This window comes from Nocardioides sp. Root190, from assembly GCF_001428565.1.
GTDB lineage: Bacteria > Actinomycetota > Actinomycetes > Propionibacteriales > Nocardioidaceae > Nocardioides.
On sequence record NZ_LMIA01000008.1, the window covers coordinates 318,210 to 340,535 of the forward strand.

At 70.6% G+C, this 22,326-nt stretch carries 22 protein-coding genes; 16 read left to right on the forward strand and 6 right to left on the reverse strand.

Going from position 1 to position 22,326, the window contains the following annotated elements:
* Entirely contained in the window at positions 1–891 is an 891-nt protein-coding gene (locus ASE01_RS07950) for a bile acid:sodium symporter family protein (RefSeq protein ID WP_056749637.1), read from the reverse strand.
* A gap of 325 nt (positions 892–1,216) precedes the next feature.
* Between ASE01_RS07950 and rplM the strand changes: the two genes are divergently transcribed.
* The 9 genes from rplM (at position 1,217) to ASE01_RS07995 (ending at position 14,210) form a co-directional block, all read left to right on the forward strand.
* Positions 1,217–1,660: a 50S ribosomal protein L13 gene (gene rplM / locus ASE01_RS07955; RefSeq protein WP_056749638.1), complete on the forward strand. Its 444-nt coding sequence runs from the start codon at positions 1,217–1,219 to the stop codon at positions 1,658–1,660.
* A 32-nt stretch (positions 1,661–1,692) separates the two neighbouring features.
* Positions 1,693–2,193 carry a 30S ribosomal protein S9 gene (rpsI, locus tag ASE01_RS07960; protein ID WP_056749639.1) on the forward strand — a complete coding sequence of 167 codons (501 nt, stop codon included), beginning with the start codon at positions 1,693–1,695 and terminating at the stop codon, positions 2,191–2,193.
* Between the two features lie 100 nt (positions 2,194–2,293).
* On the forward strand, positions 2,294–3,655 hold the full coding sequence (gene glmM / locus ASE01_RS07965) for a phosphoglucosamine mutase (RefSeq protein ID WP_056749640.1): 1,362 nt from the start codon (positions 2,294–2,296) through the stop codon (positions 3,653–3,655).
* 96 nt (positions 3,656–3,751) lie between these two features.
* A complete protein-coding gene (locus tag ASE01_RS07970; RefSeq protein ID WP_157537167.1) occupies positions 3,752–5,908 on the forward strand; it encodes a hypothetical protein in 2,157 nt (718 codons plus the stop codon).
* A 10-nt stretch (positions 5,909–5,918) separates the two neighbouring features.
* A complete protein-coding gene (locus ASE01_RS07975) occupies positions 5,919–7,619 on the forward strand; it encodes a serine/threonine-protein kinase (protein WP_056749642.1) in 1,701 nt (566 codons plus the stop codon).
* Positions 7,620–8,264: 645 nt separating this feature from the next.
* A complete protein-coding gene (locus ASE01_RS07980) occupies positions 8,265–9,323 on the forward strand; it encodes an HNH endonuclease signature motif containing protein (protein ID WP_056749643.1) in 1,059 nt (352 codons plus the stop codon).
* Positions 9,324–9,484: 161 nt separating this feature from the next.
* Positions 9,485–11,761, forward strand: a complete 2,277-nt coding sequence (locus tag ASE01_RS07985; protein WP_056749644.1) for a chemotaxis protein CheA — start codon at positions 9,485–9,487, stop codon at positions 11,759–11,761.
* A complete protein-coding gene (locus tag ASE01_RS07990; protein WP_056749645.1) occupies positions 11,758–12,246 on the forward strand; it encodes a chemotaxis protein CheW in 489 nt (162 codons plus the stop codon). The genes ASE01_RS07985 and ASE01_RS07990 overlap by 4 nt, the downstream gene beginning before the upstream one ends.
* Entirely contained in the window at positions 12,243–14,210 is a 1,968-nt protein-coding gene (locus ASE01_RS07995; RefSeq protein WP_235535911.1) for a methyl-accepting chemotaxis protein, read from the forward strand. The genes ASE01_RS07990 and ASE01_RS07995 overlap by 4 nt, the downstream gene beginning before the upstream one ends.
* 141 nt (positions 14,211–14,351) lie before the next feature.
* On the opposite strand, the gene ASE01_RS08000 is transcribed toward ASE01_RS07995, so the two are convergent.
* A complete protein-coding gene (locus ASE01_RS08000; protein ID WP_082605908.1) occupies positions 14,352–15,047 on the reverse strand; it encodes a response regulator in 696 nt (231 codons plus the stop codon).
* A 111-nt stretch (positions 15,048–15,158) separates the two neighbouring features.
* Complete coding sequence (locus tag ASE01_RS08005) at positions 15,159–15,518, reverse strand: hypothetical protein (protein WP_056749646.1); 360 nt, start codon at positions 15,516–15,518, stop codon at positions 15,159–15,161.
* 228 nt (positions 15,519–15,746) lie between these two features.
* Here ASE01_RS08005 and ASE01_RS08010 point away from each other — a divergent pair, with 228 nt between their 5' ends.
* On the forward strand, positions 15,747–16,583 hold the full coding sequence (locus ASE01_RS08010; protein WP_235535912.1) for a sigma-70 family RNA polymerase sigma factor: 837 nt from the start codon (positions 15,747–15,749) through the stop codon (positions 16,581–16,583).
* 56 nt (positions 16,584–16,639) lie between these two features.
* Here ASE01_RS08010 and ASE01_RS08015 read toward each other — a convergent pair whose 3' ends face one another.
* The 3 genes from ASE01_RS08015 to ASE01_RS08025 are packed head-to-tail and all read right to left on the reverse strand — an operon-like array spanning position 16,640 to position 19,099.
* Entirely contained in the window at positions 16,640–17,815 is a 1,176-nt protein-coding gene (locus ASE01_RS08015) for an alcohol dehydrogenase catalytic domain-containing protein (protein WP_056749648.1), read from the reverse strand.
* A 1-nt stretch (position 17,816) separates the two neighbouring features.
* The gene (locus ASE01_RS08020; protein WP_056749649.1) at positions 17,817–18,062 is read right to left on the reverse strand and encodes a CDGSH iron-sulfur domain-containing protein; all 246 of its coding nucleotides are present in this window, start codon (positions 18,060–18,062) and stop codon (positions 17,817–17,819) included.
* A complete protein-coding gene (locus ASE01_RS08025; RefSeq protein ID WP_056749650.1) occupies positions 18,059–19,099 on the reverse strand; it encodes an iron-containing redox enzyme family protein in 1,041 nt (346 codons plus the stop codon). Before ASE01_RS08025 ends, ASE01_RS08020 begins: the two co-directional genes overlap by 4 nt.
* Before the next feature lie 258 nt (positions 19,100–19,357).
* Here ASE01_RS08025 and ASE01_RS08030 point away from each other — a divergent pair, with 258 nt between their 5' ends.
* The 6 genes from ASE01_RS08030 to ASE01_RS08050 are packed head-to-tail and all read left to right on the forward strand — an operon-like array spanning position 19,358 to position 22,323.
* A complete protein-coding gene (locus ASE01_RS08030; protein WP_157537169.1) occupies positions 19,358–20,023 on the forward strand; it encodes a PAS and ANTAR domain-containing protein in 666 nt (221 codons plus the stop codon).
* Positions 20,024–20,079: 56 nt separating this feature from the next.
* Positions 20,080–20,943: a glucose 1-dehydrogenase gene (locus ASE01_RS08035; RefSeq protein WP_056749652.1), complete on the forward strand. Its 864-nt coding sequence runs from the start codon at positions 20,080–20,082 to the stop codon at positions 20,941–20,943.
* 35 nt (positions 20,944–20,978) lie between these two features.
* Positions 20,979–21,218 carry a hypothetical protein gene (locus tag ASE01_RS08040; RefSeq protein WP_056749653.1) on the forward strand — a complete coding sequence of 80 codons (240 nt, stop codon included), beginning with the start codon at positions 20,979–20,981 and terminating at the stop codon, positions 21,216–21,218.
* Positions 21,219–21,241: 23 nt separating this feature from the next.
* Complete coding sequence (locus tag ASE01_RS24355) at positions 21,242–21,400, forward strand: hypothetical protein (protein WP_157537171.1); 159 nt, start codon at positions 21,242–21,244, stop codon at positions 21,398–21,400.
* A complete protein-coding gene (locus ASE01_RS08045) occupies positions 21,397–21,864 on the forward strand; it encodes a DUF6328 family protein (RefSeq protein WP_056749654.1) in 468 nt (155 codons plus the stop codon). The genes ASE01_RS24355 and ASE01_RS08045 overlap by 4 nt, the downstream gene beginning before the upstream one ends.
* A gap of 3 nt (positions 21,865–21,867) precedes the next feature.
* Complete coding sequence (locus ASE01_RS08050; RefSeq protein WP_157537173.1) at positions 21,868–22,323, forward strand: hypothetical protein; 456 nt, start codon at positions 21,868–21,870, stop codon at positions 22,321–22,323.
* The last annotated feature ends 3 nt before the right edge of the window (positions 22,324–22,326 follow it).

Below are 22,326 nucleotides of genomic sequence, written 5' to 3' on the forward strand. Positions count from 1 at the left end.
TCAATCGGCCGAAACCCGGTGTCCCGAAGCGTGAGTTCGGTGCCCTCGGGAGAGCAACCAGCCGGCCAGCAGTGCGAGCGGGAACATCAGGACGCCGTACACCGCTGCGGGGATCGCCAGGGTGTCGTTGTCCAGCACGCTGAGGGCGACCGCGATGGCCAGCGTGCTGTTGTGGATCCCGACCTCGAACGCCGAGGACAGGGCCTGCTTCTCGGCCACACCGGCCAGTCGGGGCAGGGCGTAGCCGACAGCCAGGCTGATCGCGCAGAAGAGAGAGGTGGCCAGCCCGACGTCGGCGAGGTAGTCGCCGAGGTTCTCCCGCTCGCCGAGCAGGGCCCCGACGATGACGGCGGCGAGCACGATCGCCGAGGCGATCCGCACCGGACGGTCGGCGCGGTCGGCGAAGCCGGGGCGGGTGTGCCGCACCACCATCCCGATCGCGACCGGGACCAGGACGATCGCGAAGACCTGAGCGGTCTTGCCCAGCTGGAGGCCGATGTCGTCGGCTCCCGCGGGCTCGAACCAGCCGACGGCGAAGTTCACCACCAACGGCAGGCTGATGACGGCGATCAGCGAGTTGACCGCGGTCAGCGTGATGTTGAGCGCGACGTCGCCGCGGAACAGGTGGCTGAAGAGATTGGCCGTCGTACCTCCCGGGGAGGCCGCGAGCAGCATCATCCCGACGGCCAGCAGCGGGTCCAGGTCCAGCAGCACGACCAGGCCGAAGCAGACCAGGGGGAGCAGCAGCAGCTGCGCCGCCAGGGCGATCGCCACCGGCTTCGGCGCGGTGCCGATCCGACGGAAGTCCGCCGGGGTCAGGGACATCCCGAGCCCGAACATGATGATCGCCAGCGCGGCCGGCAGACCCACCGACACCAGCCCTGAGTCCATGTCTCCTCCTCCGATGCCCGCCCCCGGGTGGCAGAGTGTGGCACAGGTCACAACGACGCGGTCGACGAGGCGGCCCCGCGAGGTCGTACGGCGTTTTGACCGTGCCCGAACGCCGCCCGTACCCTCATAGGTCGCGTCACCTGCCGCTCCGGAGTTCGCGTCACATCGAACCCGGGGCAGTCCCGGATCGCCCATGGATCGTCGTGAGACGAGCATGTGTGGGCCGGGCTGAGTTCGTCAGAGGACGTCGCCCCCCGGTTCATCCCGGGGAGCACCACCCGCCAGTGTCCGCTGGAGGGTACGAACTAGAGAGAGGGAACGCATCATGCGTACCTACGCTCCCAAGCCCGGTGACGTCGAGCGCGCCTGGCTCGTGATCGACGCGACGGACGTGGTCCTCGGTCGGCTCGCGGTGACCGCCGCCACCCTGCTGCGCGGCAAGCACAAGCCGATCTTCGCGCCGAACGCCGACACCGGTGACTTCGTCATCATCATCAACGCCGACAAGGTCGCGCTGTCCGGCAACAAGCGGACCAACAAGATGGTCTACCGCCACTCCGGCTTCCCGGGTGGCCTCACCGCCACCCCGATCGGCGACGTCATCGACAAGGACGCCCGCAAGGCCGTCGAGAAGGCCGTCTGGGGCATGCTGCCGAAGAACCGCCTCGGTCGACAGATCATCAAGAAGCTGAAGGTCTACAACGGCCCGGCTCACCCCCACGAGGCCCAGAAGGCCGTGCCCTACGAGATCTCCCAGATCTCCCAGTGACTTCTCGACCGAGCTGACTAGGACTTATTCAAGTGACTGAGAACACCACCGAGGTCGAGGAGACCTTCGAGAGCGACGAGCAGGGTGTCGCCTACACGAGCGAGACCTCCGGCTCCGCCGAGGCTTCCGCCGTTCCCGCGACCATTGCTCCCGGTGCTGCCACCGGCCGTCGCAAGGAGGCCGTCGCCCGCGTCCGCCTCGTGCCCGGCACCGGCACGTGGACCATCAACGGCCGCACCATCGACGACTACTTCCCCAACAAGCTGCACCAGCAGGTCGTCAACGAGCCGTTCGCGGCTCTCGGCCTCGAGGGCCGCTTCGACGTGATCGCCCGGATCCACGGCGGCGGCATCACCGGCCAGGCCGGCGCGCTGCGCCTCGGCGTGGCCCGCTCGCTCAACGCGATCGACCTCGACGCCAACCGCGCGACCCTGAAGAAGGCCGGTCTGCTGACCCGCGACGCCCGTGCGGTGGAGCGCAAGAAGGCCGGTCTCAAGAAGGCCCGCAAGGCTCCGCAGTACAGCAAGCGCTGATCTCGCCCTACGGCGAATCGACGACGGGGCCACGCACCGCTGCTGCGGTCCGTGGCTCCGTCGCTGCGTTTTTCCTCGCCTCCCTCTCGAAGGAGTGAACGTGGCCCGCATCTTCGGGACCGACGGCGTCCGTGGCCTCGCCAACGCCGACCTGACCGCCGAGCTCGCGCTGGACCTCTCGGTCTCCGCAGCGCACGTGCTGGCCGAGCGCGGCGCCTTCGCCGGCCACCGGCCATTGGCGGTCGTCGGCCGTGACACCCGCATCTCCGGGCAGTTCCTCGAGGCGGCCGTCGTCGCCGGCCTCGCCTCGGCAGGTGTGGACGTGCTGCTCCTCGGTGAGCTGCCCACACCCGGTGTCGCCCACCTGACCGGTGCCCTCGGCGCCGACCTCGGCGTGATGCTCTCCGCCTCCCACAACGCCATGCCCGACAACGGGATCAAGTTCCTCTCGCGCGGTGGCCTCAAGCTCGACGACGTGATCGAGGACGCCATCGAGGCGCGCCTCGAGGAGCCGTGGGAGCGCCCTGTCGGTGGCGACGTCGGCCGGGTCACCCCGCACCCGACGGCGATCGACGAGTACGTCGCCCACCTGGTCGCGACCGTCGGCCACCTCGCCCCTGCGGCGGGCCGGCCTGCGCTGAAGGTGGTCGTCGACTGCGCCCACGGCGCGGCCTCGGTCGCCGGCCCCCGGGCCCTGCGCGACGCGGGCCTGGACGTCGTCGCGATCTGCGCCGAGCCCGACGGCCTCAACATCAACGACGGCTGCGGCTCGACCCACCTCGAGGTGCTCCAGAAGGCCGTGGTCGAGCACGGCGCCGACGTCGGCTTCGCGCTCGACGGCGACGCCGACCGCTGCCTGGCCGTCGACGCCGGCGGCAACGTGGTCGACGGCGACCAGATCCTCGCCATCCTCGCGCTCTCCCTGCGTGAGCAGGGACTGCTCGTCGACGACACCGTCGTCGCGACGGTGATGTCCAACCTCGGCTTCGTCCAGGCCCTCACGGCTGCCGGCGTCGTCGTGCGGCAGACCGCGGTCGGCGACCGCTACGTCCTTGAGGACATGAAGGCCGGTGGCTACTCCCTCGGGGGCGAGCAGTCCGGTCACGTGATCATGAGCGCCCACGCCACCACCGGCGACGGTGTCCTGACCGCCCTGCAGGTCGTCCACCGGATGGTCGCGACCGGCTCGAGCATCGCCGACCTGGCCGCCGTGATGACCCGCCTGCCGCAGGTGCTCGTCAACGTGGGTGGCGTCGACCGCACCCGCACCGACGACGTCGCCCTGCTCGCAGCGGTGGCCGAGGCGGAGTCCGAGCTCGGTGAGTCGGGCCGCGTCCTGCTGCGTCCCTCGGGCACCGAGCCGCTCGTGCGCGTGATGGTGGAGGCCGCCACCGCCGAGCAGGCCGACGCGGTCGCGAACCGGCTCGCGGACGTCGTACGCGAACGGTTGGCGCTGGGCTAGACCGGCTCGGCCAAACCCCGGAACTGCTGTCCGTCGGAGCTGCGGCGGACCTATCCTCCTGGTGGGTCTCGGGACAGACTCTGGGGGAGCAGCGCCATGACCGTTCGTCGGATCGTTTCGATTGTCGTGGCCACCGCGGTGGTCGTCCCGGTGCTCGCTGCGCTGTCGGCCTCGCCGGCGGGTGCCGTGTCGGCGTGTGCAGTCACGCCGACTGGAGGACAGACCCTCTTCACCTGGACCGGCGGCGGAGCCGATGGCAAGTGGATGACCGCGGCGAACTGGCAGGTCGCGGGCGCGCCTGACGAGGACGGGATCCCGACCTACTACGGCGCGGATGCGACCACCGATGACAGCCTGACCGGCTTCATCTGCATCGCTCCCCTCGACAACCCGACGATCACCCTCGACTCGAACGTGCACGTCCACATGCAGGCCATCGAGGTCAGCGGGGCGACCCTCGTGGCGGGCACCGGCTCGCGGGTGATGGTCTATGCCCCCGAGGGCACGGCCGTGTCGACGATCGGCAGCACCGCGACCGTCAAGCTGCGCGGCGGCACCCTGGGCGGGCCCGGCCAGATCGACGTGTCCGGCACCGTGGTGTGGGGTGAGTCGTCCTCCCCGGTCGGCGCGCTCGACAACGACTTCTGTGCGAACTTCCCGGTCGGCGAGGTCATCGATGCCTGCGCAGGCATCTCGACGAGTGGCCGCCTCGTGGTCACCTCTGGTGGCGACCTCGACGTCCTGGGACGGGGCACGAACCTGTTCGACGGCTACACCGTCCAGATCGCCTCGGGCGGGGCGCTCGACATCACCGGCAAGGGGTACGTCGCGGCCGACCGCGACACCACGATCGAGATCGACGACAACGGCACGCTCACCTTCGCCAGTGACGGCAACGTGTTCGAAGGCCGGGCCAACGCCACCTCGACCCTGGCCGACTTCGTCAACAACGGCACGGTGCACAAGGACGGCGGGGCCGGAGTCAGCTCGATCAACGCGTCGTACAGCGGGGACGGTGCCGTGCTGGTCGACTCCGGCACGCTGAACATCGCCAACGGCGACGCGGCCCGGGCGGCCCTGGCCGCCGGTGCCTCGCTCGGCACCGGCACCTGTGTGGAGGACAAGGTGGGCGGGGTGTGCCTGCCGTCCACGACCGCCACGGATCAACAGAACGCCACCGTCGAGGTGGATCAGGAATCCGCGACGGTCTCGGTCTCCGAGGAGCTCGTGATCGACCAGGCGGGCGACCTGCAGCCGCAGGTCGAGGTCGACACGGCCCACGTGCCGACCAGCGGACAGCTGACGCTCCACTACGACCGGTCCGTGGTGGACCTGGCGGGAAGCAAGAAGGTCGAGATCTTCCGCAACGACACCCTGGTCCGCGACTGCGTCAACGGAGGCTTCCCCGACGACGTGGAGGTCGTGGCTTGCGTTCTCGGCCGTTCGAGGACAGACCGGGCGGCCCGTGCAGTGATCCTGGCGAGAGCGGCCGGGCTCGAGGCGCTGTGGCGCGCGCAGGCGCGCCCGCACTTCTACCGGGCCACGACACCGCTGGTCGGAGGCGATCGCAACTGCGCCGTCACGACGCGCACCTATCCCTACGCGAGCCTTCGAGTGTGGCGTCGCTCGACCGGACCGATCACCATCCGTTACTCCTCGACTGCCACGGGGGTCGGTACCGCACTGCGGTCGGCCACCGTCCCGGGTGGTCCGTCCTCGGTGACGAAGGTTCCCGTGCGCAGCACGGGCTACCTGCACGTCCGCGACACGACGACCGGGCAGACTTCGCAGTACTACGCGGCCGTCGCCACGGGCGCCGTCGACTTCACCCGACTCACCCGGACCGTCCCCCGCGGCAAGGTCGTGACGCTGCGTGGCGACGTCGACTCCCCGGGCAGCCGATCGTTCGCGCTCTACGCCAAGAGCCCCGGCTCGGGCTTCCTGCGCGCCACCGGTGTCACCGGTCGTACGACGTCCTCCGGTGCCTTCTCGGTGTCCTACCGCGTGCCGCGCGCGGCCACGCTCGGCACGTGGCGCTTCGCGATCCGCATCTCCGGCTCCGGTGCCATGCGCCCCGGGATGTCGGACCGCGCCGTGCGGGTCAAGGTGGTGCGCCCGCAGCCGGCACCGCCGCCGGTCGTGCCGACCGTGTCGACCGACCTGGTCTCGACGAGGAACAACCAGCCCGCGCCGGTCGCCGAGGGCGGCTGGACGCGTGCGTCCGCCGTGACCTGCGCCTACTACGTGCGATGAGGTCTCGGGCATGACCGGTCCCGGGGCGGGCGAACCTCTGCGCGTCGTGGCGGGCCGCTACGAGCTGCTGCAGGTCGTCGGCAGTGGCGGCATGGGTGTCGTGTACCGCGGCCGGGACCGCGTGCTCGACCGCACCGTCGCGGTCAAGATGATCCGCGCCGAGCTCGCCGACGAGGACTTCGTGCGTCGCTTCGAGCGTGAGGCCGCGATCCTCGCCCGGCTCCGCTCGCCGCACATCGTCGTCGTCTACGACTACGGCGACGAGGACGGCACCTTCTACCTCGTCACCGACTTCCTCGGCGACGGCGACCTCGCCGAGTGGCTGGTCTCGCACTCGACGATGTCACCACTGCAGGCGGCGGGACTGATGGCGCAGCTGGCCGAGGGACTCGCGGACGCGCATGCCGCCGGTGTGATCCACCGTGACATCAAGCCGGGCAACGTCCTGCTCTGGCGCCGGGCCGGCGTTCTGCAGCCCGTCCTCGGTGACTTCGGGATCGCGGTGACCGAGGACCTCTCGCTGACCGCGACCGGCGGGGTCATCGGCAGCCCCCACTTCATGGCCCCCGAGCGCCACCTCGGTCAGCCGGCCACCGTCGCCTCCGACATCTACGCGATGGGCTGCCTGCTCTACAACGTGCTCGTCGGCCGCGCGCCCTTCGAGGGCACGGTGTTCCAGACCGCCAACGCCCACCTGAACGCACCGGTGCCGAGCCTGCCCCGCGGCCTCCCTGCGGCGCCCGAGCTCGACGCGATCATCACCGAGTGCATGGCCAAGGAGCCGGGCGACCGGGTTGCCACGGCTGCCGCCCTGGCCGAGCGGCTCCGGGCCGTCGTGACGAAGTACGCCACCCCGGCGATCGACCCCAGCCTGCCGCCTCCACCGCCGCCCCCGTCGCCGGGAGTGCCGGCATCGAGCACGGCGCCGACCACTGCTGCCCGTCCCGTCGCCGCGACCGGCCCGCGTCGTACCGGCCGGGTCGCGGCCTCCCTGGCGGCCGTGGTCGCCGTGGTCGCTGCCATCGCGGGAGCGGCCTGGTGGATCAGCCGGGACGAGGACACCCCCACCGGACCGAGCGCCGACGACTCATCGTCGACGACCGAGCCGACGGCGCCGGCTGCACCCTCCGCCGTCGATGCCGAGGTCACCCGGGGTGAGCGCACGGTCACCATCGACGTCGACCTGCCGGCCAGCGACCCCGGTGTGCAGGTCGTGGTCGAGCAGCAGGTCGACGCGCAGTGGGTGCCCGCCGAGTCCGTCATCGAGCTGCCCACCGCCGTCGGGCGCGGGCGCGCCTGCGCCACCCTGCGACTGGTCGCCGTTGCTGACGGGCTCCGCACCCCGGGTCAGGAGGACGAGGTCTGCGGTCGCGCCGCCGCCCCCGCCATCTCTCTCCAGCGCGGCGAGCCCGACTGCGAGAACCCGAGCAAGGAGTTCGCAGGCCGTCCCTGCGTCTGGATCAACGTCAGCGTCACCGGCCTGCGCGCCAACCAGGACTACCGGATCACGCTGAAGGAGGACGACCTCGCTCCCAAGCCAGAGCTCTTCACCAGCGACGCCGACGGCCGCTTCAGCCTCACCGCCGGCCTTCGTGACGGCACCCGCTACGGCGGAGGCATCTACATCGGCGCCTCCACCGAGGTCCTCACGATGAGTGTCATCGGCTCACCCTCGCTCGAGCGCCGGTTCGTCGTCGCCGACCTCCGCTGACACCGCAGCTCGGTCGTTGGTCGAGTACCCCGCGAGGAACGAGCGGCGTATCGAGGCCTTCGGCTCCGGTGCAGGGACTCGTCCGTCGGCCGGGTCGGTCGGGGGTTGCGTTCCGTGGAGCAGCGACGAGTGGGTACGGCGACGGGCTGTCGTCCACCGTTGGTCGAGGAGGCCGCCCGCGGCCGTCTCGAGACCACCCGCTCCGATGCACCCGCCTCCCCACGCCTGGTCCCGGCACCGGGTCACCAGGTCTCGAGACGGTCGCTGCGCGACCTCCTCGACCAMCGGGGACGCCGCCGACAATGACGAATGGGTACGGCAGACGGCCGGGTCGCGCTGTCGTGGCCCGTTGGTCGAGGAGGCCGCCCGCGGCCGTCTCGAGACCTCTGGCCGTGGTGCACTTGCTTGCCTGTGGGCGGGTTCCGGCACCGGGTCGCCTGGTCTCGAGACGGTCGCTGCGCGACCTCCTCGACCACCGGGGACGCCGCCGACAAYGACGAATGGGTACGGCGGACGGCCGGGTCGCGCTGTCGTGGCCCGTTGGTCGAGGAGGCCGCCCGCGGCCGTCTCGAGACCTCTGGCTGTGGGGCACCCGGGTGTTTCGATCGCCGGCCCCGCGCCCCACTGGTCAGCGAGTTCGAGCTGATGGAGCTCATCGCCGTCCTGGGCCGCACCCCTGACGGTGGTCGGATGCACGTCGGACGGATCATCGAGTGCGCCTGGCGCCTCCCGTCGGTCTACGCCTCCGTCATCGCGGGCCGGATCCCGCCGTACAAGGCCCACCGCATCGCCGACCAGACCAGGTCACTGACACCAGACGCGGCCGCGTTCGTGGATCGCCAGCTCGCGGCTGTGGGGAATGTGGGCTGGGCGCAGCTCGACCGGCTCATCACCGAAGCGATCATCCGGTTCGACCCCGAACGAGCCGAGGCCGAGCGCCAGAAGGCGCAGGAGCACCGGTTCTGCGAGGTCTCCGAGGTCGATGAGCACGGCAACGCCCTCATCACCGCAGTGGTCGATGTCGCGGACGGCCACGACTTCAACACCGCCATCGCCCGCGAGGCAGAAGTTCGAGGACGGCTCGGCGACGAGGGTTCCCTCGACGCCCGCCGAGCACAGGCAGTCGGTGCGATCGCGCGTCGTGACTTGGCACTGGACCTGCTGACCACCGACGAGACCACCGGTGAGGTCACCGTCCGTTCCGCCGGTCGCAAGGTCGTGATGGATCTCCACATCACCGACACCACCCTCACCGGTGAGAACCCCGTCGGCAGGTGGGGCGACAAGCCGGTCACCACCGCACAGATCAAGCAGTGGCTCCGCTCACGGGAGACCACCAGCATCATCGTGCGCCCGGTCATCAACCTGGCCGACTGCGTCCCGGTGGACTCCTACGAGATCCCCGACCGGCACAAGCACCGGGTCAGGTCGCGGCGCCACACCTGCAGCTTCCCCAACTGCACCACCCCCGCCGTCAAGTGCGACATCGACCACGAGATCCCACATCGCAAGGGCGGACCCACCTGCCCCTGCAACCTCCACCCACTCTGCAGACGACATCACCGCGCCAAGACCTTCAGTGAATGGCGCTATCTGAGCCTCGCACCCGGGCACTTCCTCTGGACCAGCCCGCACGGGCGGCTCTTCCTCGTCGGACCCGGCGGCACGAGAGCCCTCGACCCACCCCGCGTCATCGACCACTGAGAACGACAGTCCCCGCCGAGTGATCACCATCGGCGGGGTGGTGGCGCGCCCTGGGCCAGGTCCTGGACCAGGCCCCGTGCCCGGGACCTGGTCCCGACTCCTGCAACCCGCCTCATCCGCTCCCTGCCGGCGCCGATGGACAGCGCGGAAGGGAGGGACCGATGGACGACGACGCAGAGATCATCGCCGAGTTCCTCGTGGAGTCTCACGAGAACCTGGACCAACTGGACCGTGACCTGGTCGAGCTCGAGCAGCAGCCCGATTCAAGGGACCGGCTCTCGAGCATCTTCCGCACGATCCACACGATCAAGGGCACCAGCGGGTTCCTGGCCTTCAACCGCCTGGAACAGCTGACCCACGTGGGGGAGACCCTGCTGTCGCGGTTGCGCGACGGCGAGGCGGAGATGACCCCGCCGATCACCGAGGGCCTGCTCTCGATGGTCGACACCGTCCGCGCCCTCCTCGAACTCATCGAGCGCACGAGCCGCGACACCGACCCGTCGGTCGACGTCGTGCCCGTCGTCTCGGTGCTCGAAGGCCTGCTGTCGTCCCCTTCCGACGACAGCGGGGCCCTCGGCGGAGCTGCGGAGGAGCCGGTCGTGTCCCCGGCGGCCTCCTCCGCGGCTCCGCAGGACGAGTCCCTTGCCGAGCCCTTGGGTGAGCCCGAGCCCACTCCGGAAGCAGTCCCGGAGCCCGAGCCCACGCTCGAGCTGGCTCCCGAGCCCACCCCGGAGCTCAACCCCGAGCCCACCCCGGAGCCCGTTGCCGAGGCGACCGTGGCCGATGTCGGCGAGCGTCGTACGGCGGTCGAGGCCTCGGTCCGCGTGGACGTCGACCTGCTCGACGACCTCGTGGACCTGGTGGGCGAGCTGGTGCTCACCCGCAACCAGCTCCTGCAGCGCAGCCTCACCTCCGAGGACATCGAGCTGGTCCGCGCCAGCCAGCGCCTCGACCTGGTGGCCAGCGAGCTGCAGGAGTCGGTGATGAAGACCCGCATGCAGCCCATCGGCCAGGTGTGGTCGAAGCTGCCGCGCGTCGTCCGCGACCTGTCGCACCAGCTGGGCCGCGAGGTCGAGCTGGTGATGGAGGGTCACGAGACCGAGCTGGACCGCAGCCTGCTGGAGGCGGTCAAGGACCCGCTGACGCACCTGGTCCGCAACTCCCTCGACCACGGCATCGAGCGCCCCGAGGACCGGGTCGCGGCAGGCAAGCCGGCCAAGGGAACGCTGAGCCTGCGGGCCTATCACGAGTCCGGACAGGTCGTCGTCGAGATCGCCGACGACGGCAAGGGCATCGACCCCCAGCGCATTGCTGCGGTCGCCCTCGAGCGCGGCGTCGTCACCGCCGACCGCCTGGCCCGGATGGACAGCCGGGAGATCCTCGGCCTGATCTTCCGCCCCGGATTCTCGACCGCTGCCGCCGTCTCCAACATCTCCGGTCGCGGCGTCGGCATGGACGTCGTGCGCACCAACATCGAGCGCATCGGCGGCAGCGTCGACGTGACCTCCGAGGTCGGTCGCGGCACCACCACCCGGGTCCGGATCCCGCTGACGTTGGCCATCATCCCGGCACTGGTCGTGGGGGAGGGCGGTGAGCGTTATGCGATCCCGCAGGCCAACCTGGTCGAGCTGGTCCGCATCGAGGGTGACGACCTGCGTCGCCAGGTCGAGGACCTCGCTGGTGCGCCGGTCCTGCGCCTGCGCGGCAAGCTGCTGCCGCTGGTCTCGCTCGCCGAGGCCCTCGGTGGACCGCCGATGGACGGCCAGGCGCTGACCGTCGTCGTGCTCCAGTCCGACGACGTCCGGTTCGGGCTCTGCGTCGCCGATGTCCACGACACCCAGGAGATCGTGGTCAAGCCGATCGGGCGCCAGCTGAAGTCACTGGCGATGTACGCCGGCGCGACGATCATGGGCGACGGACGGGTCGCGCTGATCCTCGACGTGGCCGGGATCGCCTCCATGGCGGGTGTCGGTGCAGTCCAGGCCGAGACCACCGACGCGCGGCAGGGTGTGGTCGACGACCGCACCGCCCTGCTGGTGCTCGAGGTGGCCGACGGCCGGCGTGCGGCACTGCCGTTGACGGCGGTCGCGCGGCTCGAGGAGTTCGGCCGCGACCGGATCGAGCGGAGCGGCACGGCCGAGGTCGTGCAGTACCGCGACGGGATCCTGCCGCTGGTGCGCCTGGCGACCGCGATCGGCCTCACGGACACCAGCGATCGAGGCGAGCAGCTCAGCGTCGTCGTGCACGAGACGGGTGATGCGGCCGGCGGGGCAATCGGCATCGTGATCGACCGGGTCCTCGACGTGGTCGACGTCGTCGTCACCGCGAGCCAGGTCGGGCGGCGTGCCGGTGTCACCGGCAGCGCCGTGGTGCAGGACCGGGTCACCGACCTGGTGGACCTCGAAGCAGTCGTCGCCCGTTCGGGGATGCCGGCATGAGCACCAGCGCCAGCACCGTCGCCTCGACGCGTACGGCCGAGCAGTACTGCACCTTCTGGGTCGCCGACCTCTACTTCGGCGTCGCCGTGGACGAGGTGCAGGAGGTGCTGCGGCACCAGCCGATGACCCCGGTCCCGCGCGCTGACGAGGCCGTGACCGGCCTGATCAACCTGCGTGGCCAGATCGTCACCGCGGTGGACCTGCGCAAGCGGCTCCGCCTCCCGGCCCGCCCCGAGGGCCAGGTCCCCATGAACGTGATCGTCCGCAGTCGCGGCGAGGTGGTCAGCCTCCTCGTCGACGACATCGGGGACGTGATCGACACCGCCGGCGTGGATGCCCAGCCGGCCCCATCGAACATGCCGAGGGACGTCCAGGACGTCGTGCGCGAGGTTCGCCCGCTGCCCGACGCCATCCTTCTCGTCCTCGACGCAGATCGCGCGGTCGACGTAGCGACCACGCCCTACAACACCGGAGGAACCCCGTGACCGAGACCCTGGACGTGCCGGTGAACGGCACCGGGCCCGCCAAGTCTGCGCGCGCTGTGCGCCCGCGGACGACAGCCCCTGCTCCTGCACCCGTCGAGCAGGTGGAGGTCGACACCAGCGCCGAGTCGATCGCCCTGTCGATGATGGAGAACAGCCCGACGAACATGATGTTCGCGGACCGTGACTACGTCATCCGCTACATGAACCCGGCCTCCCTCGACACCTTGCGCAGCCTCGAAGGAGTGCTGCCGGTCCGCGCCGACGAGGTCGTCGGATCGAGCCTCGACGTGTTCCACAAGAACCCGGCCTACCAGCGCGGTCTGCTGGCCACCGCCGAGCACCTGCCGCGTCGCGCCAACATCAGCGTCGGCAACGAGACCCTGGATCTCCTCGTGAGCGCGATCACCGACGCCGACGGTGCCTACATCGGTGCGATGGCGACGTGGGAGGTCGTCACCGACCGGCTGCGCGCCGAGCGCGAGGGCGCCGAGTCGGCCGCCGACACGACCGCGGTCAACAAGGTCCTGTCCTCGCTGTCGTCCGCATCGGACATCGACGTGGCCGTGCAGGACGCCCTCGACACGGTGCGCAGCGAGTTCGGCTGGGTCTACGGATCCTTCTGGAAGGTCGACCCGGCGGACCGCCTGCTGAAGTTCGACCGCGAGTCCGGCGACGCCGGCCCCGAGTTTCGTCGAGTGACCCTGCAGGCGTCCTTCGCCGAGGGCGTCGGCCTCTCCGGCCGAGCCTGGGCGCAGCGCGACCTGTTCTTCACGCCCGACATCGGCGAGATGACCGACTGCGTGCGGGCCCCGATCGCCCAGCAGGTCGGCGTGAAGTCCGGTGTCTGCTTCCCCGTCATCGTCGACGGCGAGGTCGTCGGCACGATGGACTTCTTCGCGACCGTCACCCTCGACCCGAGCCCGCAGCGCCTCGAGGCCCTGCGCAACGTGGGCCGTCTGGTCTCCCAGGCCATGAGCCGGATCAACCGGGAGACCGCGGACCGCGAGGCCGCTGCCGAGATGACCGCCAAGGTCCAGATGATCCTCGACGTGGTCTCCGCCGCGGCCGAGGGTGACCTGACCCGCGAGCTCGCCATCGAGGGCGACGACGCCGTCGGCCGGGTTGCCGACGGACTGCGCTCGCTCCTGACCACCCTGCGCACGAGCATGGGCAACATCGGGGGTACGGCGGAGACGCTGGCCGCCGCTGCCGGCCAGCTCACCTCGCTGGCCGAGGGCATGGGCGAGGGGGCGTCGATGACGTCCGACCGCGCAGCCTCTGCCTCGAGCGCCTCGGTCCAGGTCTCGGCCTCGATCCAGACGGTGGCCACGGCCGCCGAGGAGATGACGGCCTCGATCCGCGAGATCGCCAAGAACGCCACCGAGGCGGCCACCGTGGCCACCGACGCGGTCACCGTCGCCTCCGAGGCGCAGGGCACCGTCGCGTCGCTGGGCGAGTCCAGTGCCGAGATCGGTCAGGTCATCAAGGTGATCACCTCGATCGCCCAGCAGACCAACCTCCTCGCGCTGAACGCGACCATCGAGGCAGCACGCGCCGGGGACGCCGGCAAGGGCTTCGCGGTCGTCGCCAACGAGGTCAAGGAGCTGGCCAAGGAGACCGCCAAGGCCACCGAGGAGATCGGCCAGAAGATCGAGGCCATCCAGAGCGACACCCAGGGTGCCGTCTCCGCGATCAGCCGGATTGCCGACGTCATCGCGAAGATCAACGACATCCAGTCGACGATCGCCTCGGCCGTGGAGGAGCAGACCGCGACGACCAACGAGATCGCGCGCTCGGTCACCGAGGCGGCGGCCGGTGCCAACGGCATCGCCGAGGACGTCACCCAGGTTGCCACCGCAGCCGCGGACACCCGCGAGGGTGCCCAGAACACGCTGACGTCGGCCACCGAGCTGACCGGCATCGCAGGCGAGCTGCGGGACCTGGTCGGCAAGTTCACCCTGTGAGGTGGGTGCAGGGATCCCCGCTCCAGCGGGGATCCCTGCACTCCCTGCCCGTTGCAACGGGCAGGAAGCGTCAGTAGTGGCCACGAAGCAACGAGAGCCCCCCGCCGACAGGCGGGGGGCTCTCGTCGTGCGTGGTGGGTGTCAGCTGACCCGACGGTCCAGGGCCGGCGGGCTGGTGCTGCTGGTGGACTCGCCGCCACCGCGCAGCCGTACGGCGAGCAGGGCCGCCTGGGTGCGGTGCTGGAGACCGAGACGCGACAGCAGGCCGGTGACGTGGTTCTTCACGGTCTTCTCGGCGAGGAAGAGCTCCTCGGCGATCTGCCGGTTCGTCATGCCCTCGGCGATGAGGAAGAAGATCTTGCGCTGCTGCGGGGTGAGCTCGCAGATGACGTCGAGCGACTTGCGCTGCATCTCCATCTGCTCGACCACGCGGGTCGCGACCGTCGGGTCGATCAACGAGTGGCCGCCGGCGACGAGCTTGATGCCGCTGAGCAGCGAGTTGCCCTCGATGCGCTTGAGCACGTAGCCGGACGCGCCGGCCAGGATCGCCGCGGAGATGGCGTCCGGGTCGTCGTACGTCGTGAGGATCAGGCCCTTGATGGACGGGTCCACCGACCTCATCTCACGGCAGATGTCGACGCCGGTGCCGTCGCCCAGGTGGGCGTCGAGGATCGCGACGTCGGGGCGCAGCGCGATGATCTCGCGCAACGCGACGGTGGCGCTCCCCGACTGCCCGACGACCTCGATGGAGTCGTCGGTCGCGAGCAGACTGGCAACGCCTCGTCTCACGACCTCATGGTCGTCGACGAGGTAGACACGGATCCGGTTCTCAGCCACCTCTCGATTGTCGGCCCAATCGAGGCCCCGGGACACCGAACGGGACAGGACCGACCAGAGGATTTGAAAAGGTGGCCCGAACGGACCATGCCGGGGTGGTCGATCGGTCGTTCAGCGGGCGCGCAGGTCGGCCAGGGCCGTGGAGATGTCGCGCTCGCTGCGGCGCAGCTCGGACAGCAGGGCGACGAGGTCGCCGGTCGTGAGGTGGTCCTCCTCCAGGGCCGGCGCGCTCCAGTCGATGGCTTCCTGGGCGGTGATCCGGCCACCGATCTCGAGTCGGTACGACGTCTCGGTGAGCTCGAAGGAGACGTCGGCGACGATCGCACTGAAGTGCTCGTCGGCGATCGGGTCGTGGACCAGCACGTGCTCACCCTGGTCCAGGCCGTGCGCGAGGTCGAGGTCGCCGTGGCGGAGGGCCAGCGAGCGGCAGGCCCGGGTGAAGGGGCTCAGTGCCACCACGATCTGCTCCATCACGGCCTCCCGGCGCTTGGTGCCGGGTTCGTTCCCGACACCAGTTCAACCGCTGGGCGCCACCGTCGTTATGGCCGGGCCCGTCCTCTCGCGCTTGGTCACAAATGACTAGTCCGGGTGACTACTTGGGGTGGCGGTGGTGATCACTTCACGCTACCTTGAGCACAGACGCATGACGAACACGTGGCCAAGCCCACCGCCACACCGCTTCCGATCCCGGGAGTTTCCGTGTCCATCGTCACCGAAGAGAAGACCGTCCCTGTCACCCACACCGCCACCATCAAGGCGGCGCCCATCCCGCCGGCCGAGAGGAAAGCCCGCACTGCGGAGCTGCTCGACCGGGCCATCCACCTCACCGGGCCCGAGCGGGACGTGTTGATCGACGAGGTCATCGTCATCAACATCCCGGTCGCCCGTTCCCTCGCCGCCCGCTACCGCAACCGCGGTCAGAGCCAGGACGAGCTCGAGCAGGTCGCCTGCCTCGCGCTCACCCGGGCCGTGCAGGCCTTCGACCCGGAGCGCGGTGACGACCTCCTGGTGTTCGCCGTGCCGAGCATCCTCGGCGAGCTCAAGCGCCACTTCCGCTCCGCGGCGTGGGTGGTGCGCCCGCCCCGCCGGATCCAGGAGTTCCGCCCGCGCCTGGTCGCGGCCGAGGAGGACCTGTCCCAGCGACTCGGTCGCCCGGCCAGCGCGGCCGAGCTCGCGGTGGAGCTGGAGGCGCCCATCGAGGAGGTCGAGGAGGCCATGTCGTGCGGCGACCTCGCCCATGGTGCCTCCCTCGACGAGCCCGTCGTCGCTGACGGGAGCCCGCGCAGCGAGCTCCTGCCCACGATCGACCCCGGCTTCGAGCAGAGCGAGGCCGTCGCGATGCTCGGTCCCGCGTGCCGTGGGCTGAAGGCACGCGATCGCAAGATCCTGCGGATGCGCTTCTACGAGCAGTTCACGCAGCAGGAGATCGCCGACGAGCTGGGAGTCACCCAGGTCCAGGTGTCGCGCCTGCTCCAGCGGATCTTCACCGACCTGCGTCGTTCGATCGGCGAGGACCCGACGTCGCACGCTGCCTGAGGAGCCCGTGACCAAGGTGGACCGCCCACCCATCCCCCGTGGGGCGGTCCACCTGTTCACGGCTGGAACAGGACCTTCACCATGCCGTCCTCCTTGTCCCTGAAGGAGCGGTACGCCGTCGGCGCGTCCTCCAGCGGCAGGTGATGGGTGGCGAACGACTCGACGCCGAGGAGGTCGTCGGGCTGGAGGAGCAGGTCGAGGATCTCCTCGCTCCATCGACCCACGTTGGCCTGACCCATCCGCAGCTGGACCTGCTTGTCGAAGATCTCCATCAACGGCATCGGGTCCATCGCGCCGCCGTAGATGCCGACGACCGAGACGGTGCCGCCGCGCCGCACTGCGTCGAGCGCGAGGTGGAGCGCGGCGAGCCGGTCGACACCGGCGCGGCGCAGGACGGGACGGGCCAGCCGAGGGGGGAGCAGTCCCACGACCGTCGCGCCGGAGTCGGGTGAGGCGCGTGCCTCCATGCCGACGGCGTCGATGACGGCGTCAGCCCCGCGCCCCCGGGTCAGCTCGAGGACCTGGGTGAGGACCGAGACCTCGACGGTGTCCTCGAGCGGGATGGCGCCGCTGCGGGCGGCGCGCTCGCGTCGCTCCGCAACGGGGTCGGTGACCAGCACCCGCAGACCCCGCATGACCGCGATCCGGGCGCACATGTCCCCGATCGCCCCGGCGCCGAGGACCAGCAACGTCTGACCGGCGCGTAGGCCGGTGTACTCCACGGCCTGCCACGCCGTTGGCAGCACGTCGGAGAGGAAGACGAAGCGGTCGTCCGGCGGCCCGTGCGGGACCTTGATCGGCAGCGTGTCGGCGAAGGGCACCCGGAGGTACTCCGCCTGCGCACCGGGCACCTGGCCGTAGAGCTTGCTGTGGCCGAACACGCTCGCTCCGGTGCCGTGCTCGTGGTTCTGCGTCGTCTCGCACTGGCTCTGGAGGCCCTGTTCGCACATCCAGCACGCACCGCAGCTGACGGTCGAGGGCACGACCACCCTGTCGCCGACCTGCAGTGACGTCACGGCCGGTCCGACCTCCTCGACGAGTCCGATGGGCTCGTGGCCGATCACGTCGCCGACCTCCATGTACGGCGCGAGGGGGCCGTACAGGTGGAGGTCGGTCCCGCAGAGTCCGCTGGAGGTGACCTTGACGATGGCGTCGTCGGGCAGGAGCAGGCGGGGGTCGGGCACCTCTTCCACGGCGACCGATCCCTGGCCGTGCCAGGTCACTGCTCGCATCTCAGGTCGCCTCCGGGGCGCGGTCCTCGCCGTCCCCTTCGGTCCTTCGGTTCTTCGAACGGCGCTTGCGGTCGCGGTGGCTCGCGTCGCACCACGGCAGCCGGTCGGACCTGCCGCAACGGCACAGCGCCACGACACTGCGATCGGTCGCGGTGATCGTCCCGTCAGGGCCCTCGATCTCGTCGGCGCCGCGGACCAGCAGCGGGCCGCCGGGACATTCGGTGACGCTGACCCGACGGGCGCTCACCCGGCAGCCCTGACGTCGCGACCCCGCGACGGGGTCCGGCGCGACCTCCAGCCGTCGAGGAGGACCTCGCCGGCGAGCCCGTCGACCGCGAGGCAGGCTGTGGCGCCGAAGAGGACGTCGTCGGCCAGGTCGGGCTCGGCGTCCACCAGCGCGCCACAGATGGAGCGGATCGCCAGCTGCTCGTGCACGGCGTCCGCGACGACGTGCTCCTCGTAGTAGTCACCGACCTCCGGGGGCAGCTCGAGTCGCTGGGCTCCGCGCAGGATCCGCTCGCAGGGCAGCGAGCTGGTGGCCTCGAACGCCGCCAGGTGGCCCATTGCCGCGCCGCGCAGACGACGGTTGAGCGCGAACAGCGACAGCAGGTTGACCGAGGCCAGCGTCGCGCCCTCCGCCTCGTCGACGTACGACGTCAGGTCGGTCGACATGTCCAGGGACCGCAGCGCCCGCGCGAACAGCTCCTGGTGCAGTCGGTCGGGGCGCCCGCCGCCGTACTCGTCGTACTGCAGCTCGGCGAGGGCGACCTTGGCGGCGTCGCCGATGCGCGGCAGCACGAAGCTGTAGGGGTCGGACTCGCGGAGGTGATGGACCGCGCGCTGCCCGAGGTAGCCGCAGAACTCCTCGCGGGTGGCGCGGCGGTGGAGGAACTTCGCGACCTCCGAGGGGCCCGATCCGACCGTCATCCGGGTGAGCGCGGCGGTGACGCGGTCCGAGGGCCGATCGCCGAGATGCCCGAGCTCGTCGGCGGGCGGGCTGTCGGCGACCAGCTGGCGCACCGCGTGCTCGAAGGTCCGCTCGAGGGCTGCCCGGCTCACGATGAGCAGCGGGTCCCACTCGGCTTCGGGGGGCACGCCGTCGAACCCGCGGTAGTGCAGCTCGTACAGGGTCCACAGGGCGAGCTGGAGGTCGCGGTCGGTGAGGGGATCCGACACGTCGCCCATCGCTCGGGTCTCGCTCACCGCGTGCGGGCCGTCGGGCTGGGCGACGAGTGCCCGCACGACGCCCTCGCTCAGGGGGCCGCAGGGTTCGGGTAGTCGCATCAACGTGATCCTTCCCAGAGCTTGCCGAGCACGATCCGGACCGCGGCGCGGCGGAGGCGCCGGAGCAGCCGAATTGAAGCCGGTGTTGTGCACTGTGTGGGGGGTTCGGAATAGTTGTCCTCGCAGTTGGCCGGTTCACCCATGGCGACCTCCTCCGGTGGTGTCGTGGTACCCGTGGCCCGCTGCCGGCATACGGGCGGGACCCGGGGGGCCGTCATCGAGTGCTGAGAGGTTGGAGGTCCAGTGGAACAAGTCGTGGTGAGTGCCGATGCGATGACGATCGCGCCGCTGGTCGATCCCGGGGTCGGGCGACAGACGGGTCGCTTCGTGTTCAACATCGCCGAGGGCACCTGGGAGTGGGACGACGACGTCTACGCCATCCACGGCTACCAGCCGGGCGAGGTCGAGCTCACGACCGAGCTGATCATGAGTCACAAGCACGAGCAGGACCGCGAGCTCGTCGAGCAGACGTTCGAGGCTGCGATCCAGGACGGCACGCCGTTCAACATCTACTACCGCATCGTGGTCGGCAGTGACGTGCGCCGGGTGGTCCTGGTCGGCGAGGGCGAGTACGACGGCGAGGACCGGTCCGGGCCCGTCTACCGGTTGGTCGGCTACTACCTCGACCTCACTCCGGAGATGGAGGCCGAGAGCAGCGCGGCAGCCGACGCCGCGGTCGCCGCCTCTGCGCAGGCCCGCGACACCATCGAGCAGGCCAAGGGCATCCTGATGCTCGGCTACGGGCTCGACCCCGATGCGGCCTTCGCGATGCTGAAGTGGTGGTCGCGCAACCGCAACGTGAAGGTGCGTGAGGTCGCCGATCGCCTGATCCAGGTGGCCCGGGAGGGTCACGTGAGCCACCCGGGGCTGCGCCGACTGCTTGACGCACTGCTCGACGACCTCACTGCGCACCGCGCTCGCTGAGCCGAGCGCCCGGGTTCTACCCGGATCGCCGGAGCCCATCCGGGTATCCGGGGTGGATGAGTGACGACATCCAGTTCCCAGCCCAGCAGCAGACTCCGCCGGGGCTCACGGGGGAGATGGACCCGGTTCCGGACCACGGGGAGCAGAGCTACGTCGGGCACGGCCGCCTCGAGGGGCAGGTCGCGCTCATCACCGGCGGCGACTCCGGGATCGGGCGGGCGGTGGCGATCGCGTTCGCCCGTGAGGGCGCCGACGTCGCCTTCACCCACCTCCCCGAGGAGCAGCCCGATGCCGACGCCACCGTGGCGCTGGTCGAGGCCGAGGGCCGCAGGGTGCTGGCACTCGCGCTCGACCTGACTGAGAGCGCGGCCTGCGACCAAGCGGTCCGGCGCACCGTGGAGGAGCTCGGATCCCTCGACGTGCTGGTCAACAACGCCGGCTACCAGATGGCCCGGGACCATGCCGTGGACGACCTGAGCGACGACCGGATCGACCGGACCTTCAAGACCAACCTCTACTCGGTCCTGTGGCTCGTGCGGGCTGCTGCGCCGCACCTGCGCAAGCGGCCCGGCTGCATCATCAACAACGCCTCGATCCAGGCGTTCGAGCCGTCCACCACCCTGCTCGACTACGCCGCCACCAAGGCCGCGGTGAACAACCTGACCGTCAACCTCGCCGCCTCCCTGGGGCCTGACGGCATCCGGGTCAACGCCGTCGCACCCGGCCCGATCTGGACGCCGCTGCAGCCCGCCACGCAGGAGACGGAGAAGATCGAGGTGTTCGGTGCCGACACGCCGTTGGGCCGAGCGGGACAGCCCGCCGAGGTGGCACCCGCGTTCGTCTTCCTCGCTTCGCCGGCGGACGCGTCGTACGTCTCGGGCACCGTTCTCGGGGTCACGGGAGGCAAACCCGTCTTCTGACGGATGCCGCCCCGGGGCGGGGGTACCACTCCTCCATGACCGAGGAGAACGGGAAGACCGGACCGGACGAGCAGGACGAGACCCGTCACGCTGACGAGGGCGGCCAGCGGTCCGAGGTCGGCAACCTCGAGGACGCCGGAGTCGTGTTCCCCGAGGACGCCGTCGCGGGCTATCCGCTCGACGACGACGAGGGCGGCGCAGGCATCCAGGAGGGTGCTGCGGGGCCCAACGCGCGAACCGGCAACGAGGACCTCGACCGGGAGGTGGAGCAGTGACTCCGGACCCGGAGGAACCTGTCGTGGTCGAGGAGGAGCCGAGCGCCGAGGAGTACCACGTCCCCGATGGCGACGTCGAAGCCGTGGTCGACGAGCAGGACGACGCGGGATCCATCGACGTCCAGGACGACGAGGACGACGCCTACCCCCACCTCGAGGACCAGGAGGAGGACCGGGCGTGACCTCCCCCGCCCGAAGTGAAGGATCGCGCCCGCCGGAGCAGCTCAACCGCAACCTGGCCGAGCTCCTCCAGGAGCTGCGTGTCATGCAGACGGGCGTCCAGATCCTCACCGGGTTCCTGCTGACGGTGCCGTTCACCCAGCGCTTCGAGGAGCTGACCGGCACCCAGCACGACGTCTACCTCGGGATCCTGGTGCTGTCGGTCCTGACGACGCTGGTCATCGTTGCGCCGGTCAGCTACCACCGGGCCCTGTTCCGGCAGGGGGAGCGCGACTGGCTGGTGTCCGCGGCACACCTGTGTTGCATCGCCGGGCTGGTGGGGATGTGCCTGGTCTCGACAGCCGTCGTCTTCCTCGTCTTCGACGTCGTGAGCGGCGGTGCGTCGGCCATGATCGCCGCGGCGGCGGTCGCGCTGGCCTCCCTCACCGTGTGGGCCGCGGTCCCCTTCCTCGGGAAGGGATCGTGAGCGGTGGAATGGGAAGTGCCCTGGCGCAGGACCGTCGTCGCGGTCGGGCTGGTCCTCGCCTCGGCGGGGACCAGCTGCTCGGTGGTGGACCGGCCCGACGCCACTGACTGGGACACCAGGGCCGACCAGGCCCTCACCGACGCATCGAGCGAGGTGGCCACCTCCAGGCTCGCGCTCGACACGGCTGCGCGCGAGCGCACCTGGTCGTCGTACGCCGTGGTGGTGCTCGCCCAGGCCGAGGAGGCCATGGCCACCGTCGAGGACGACCTGGCCCGCCTCCAGGTGCCGACGGGCCGCTCCGAGCGGGCCGAGGAGGTGCTGGCCGTGCTGGAGTCCGCGGCATCGGCTGTGAGCGACGCGCGCGCGTCCGCCGTCGAGGGAGAGCTCGACGACGACGCGACGCTGGGCGCTCTCGACGAGGTGGCGGCCGAGCTCGACCGCGCGACGGACGGCGGGTGAGCG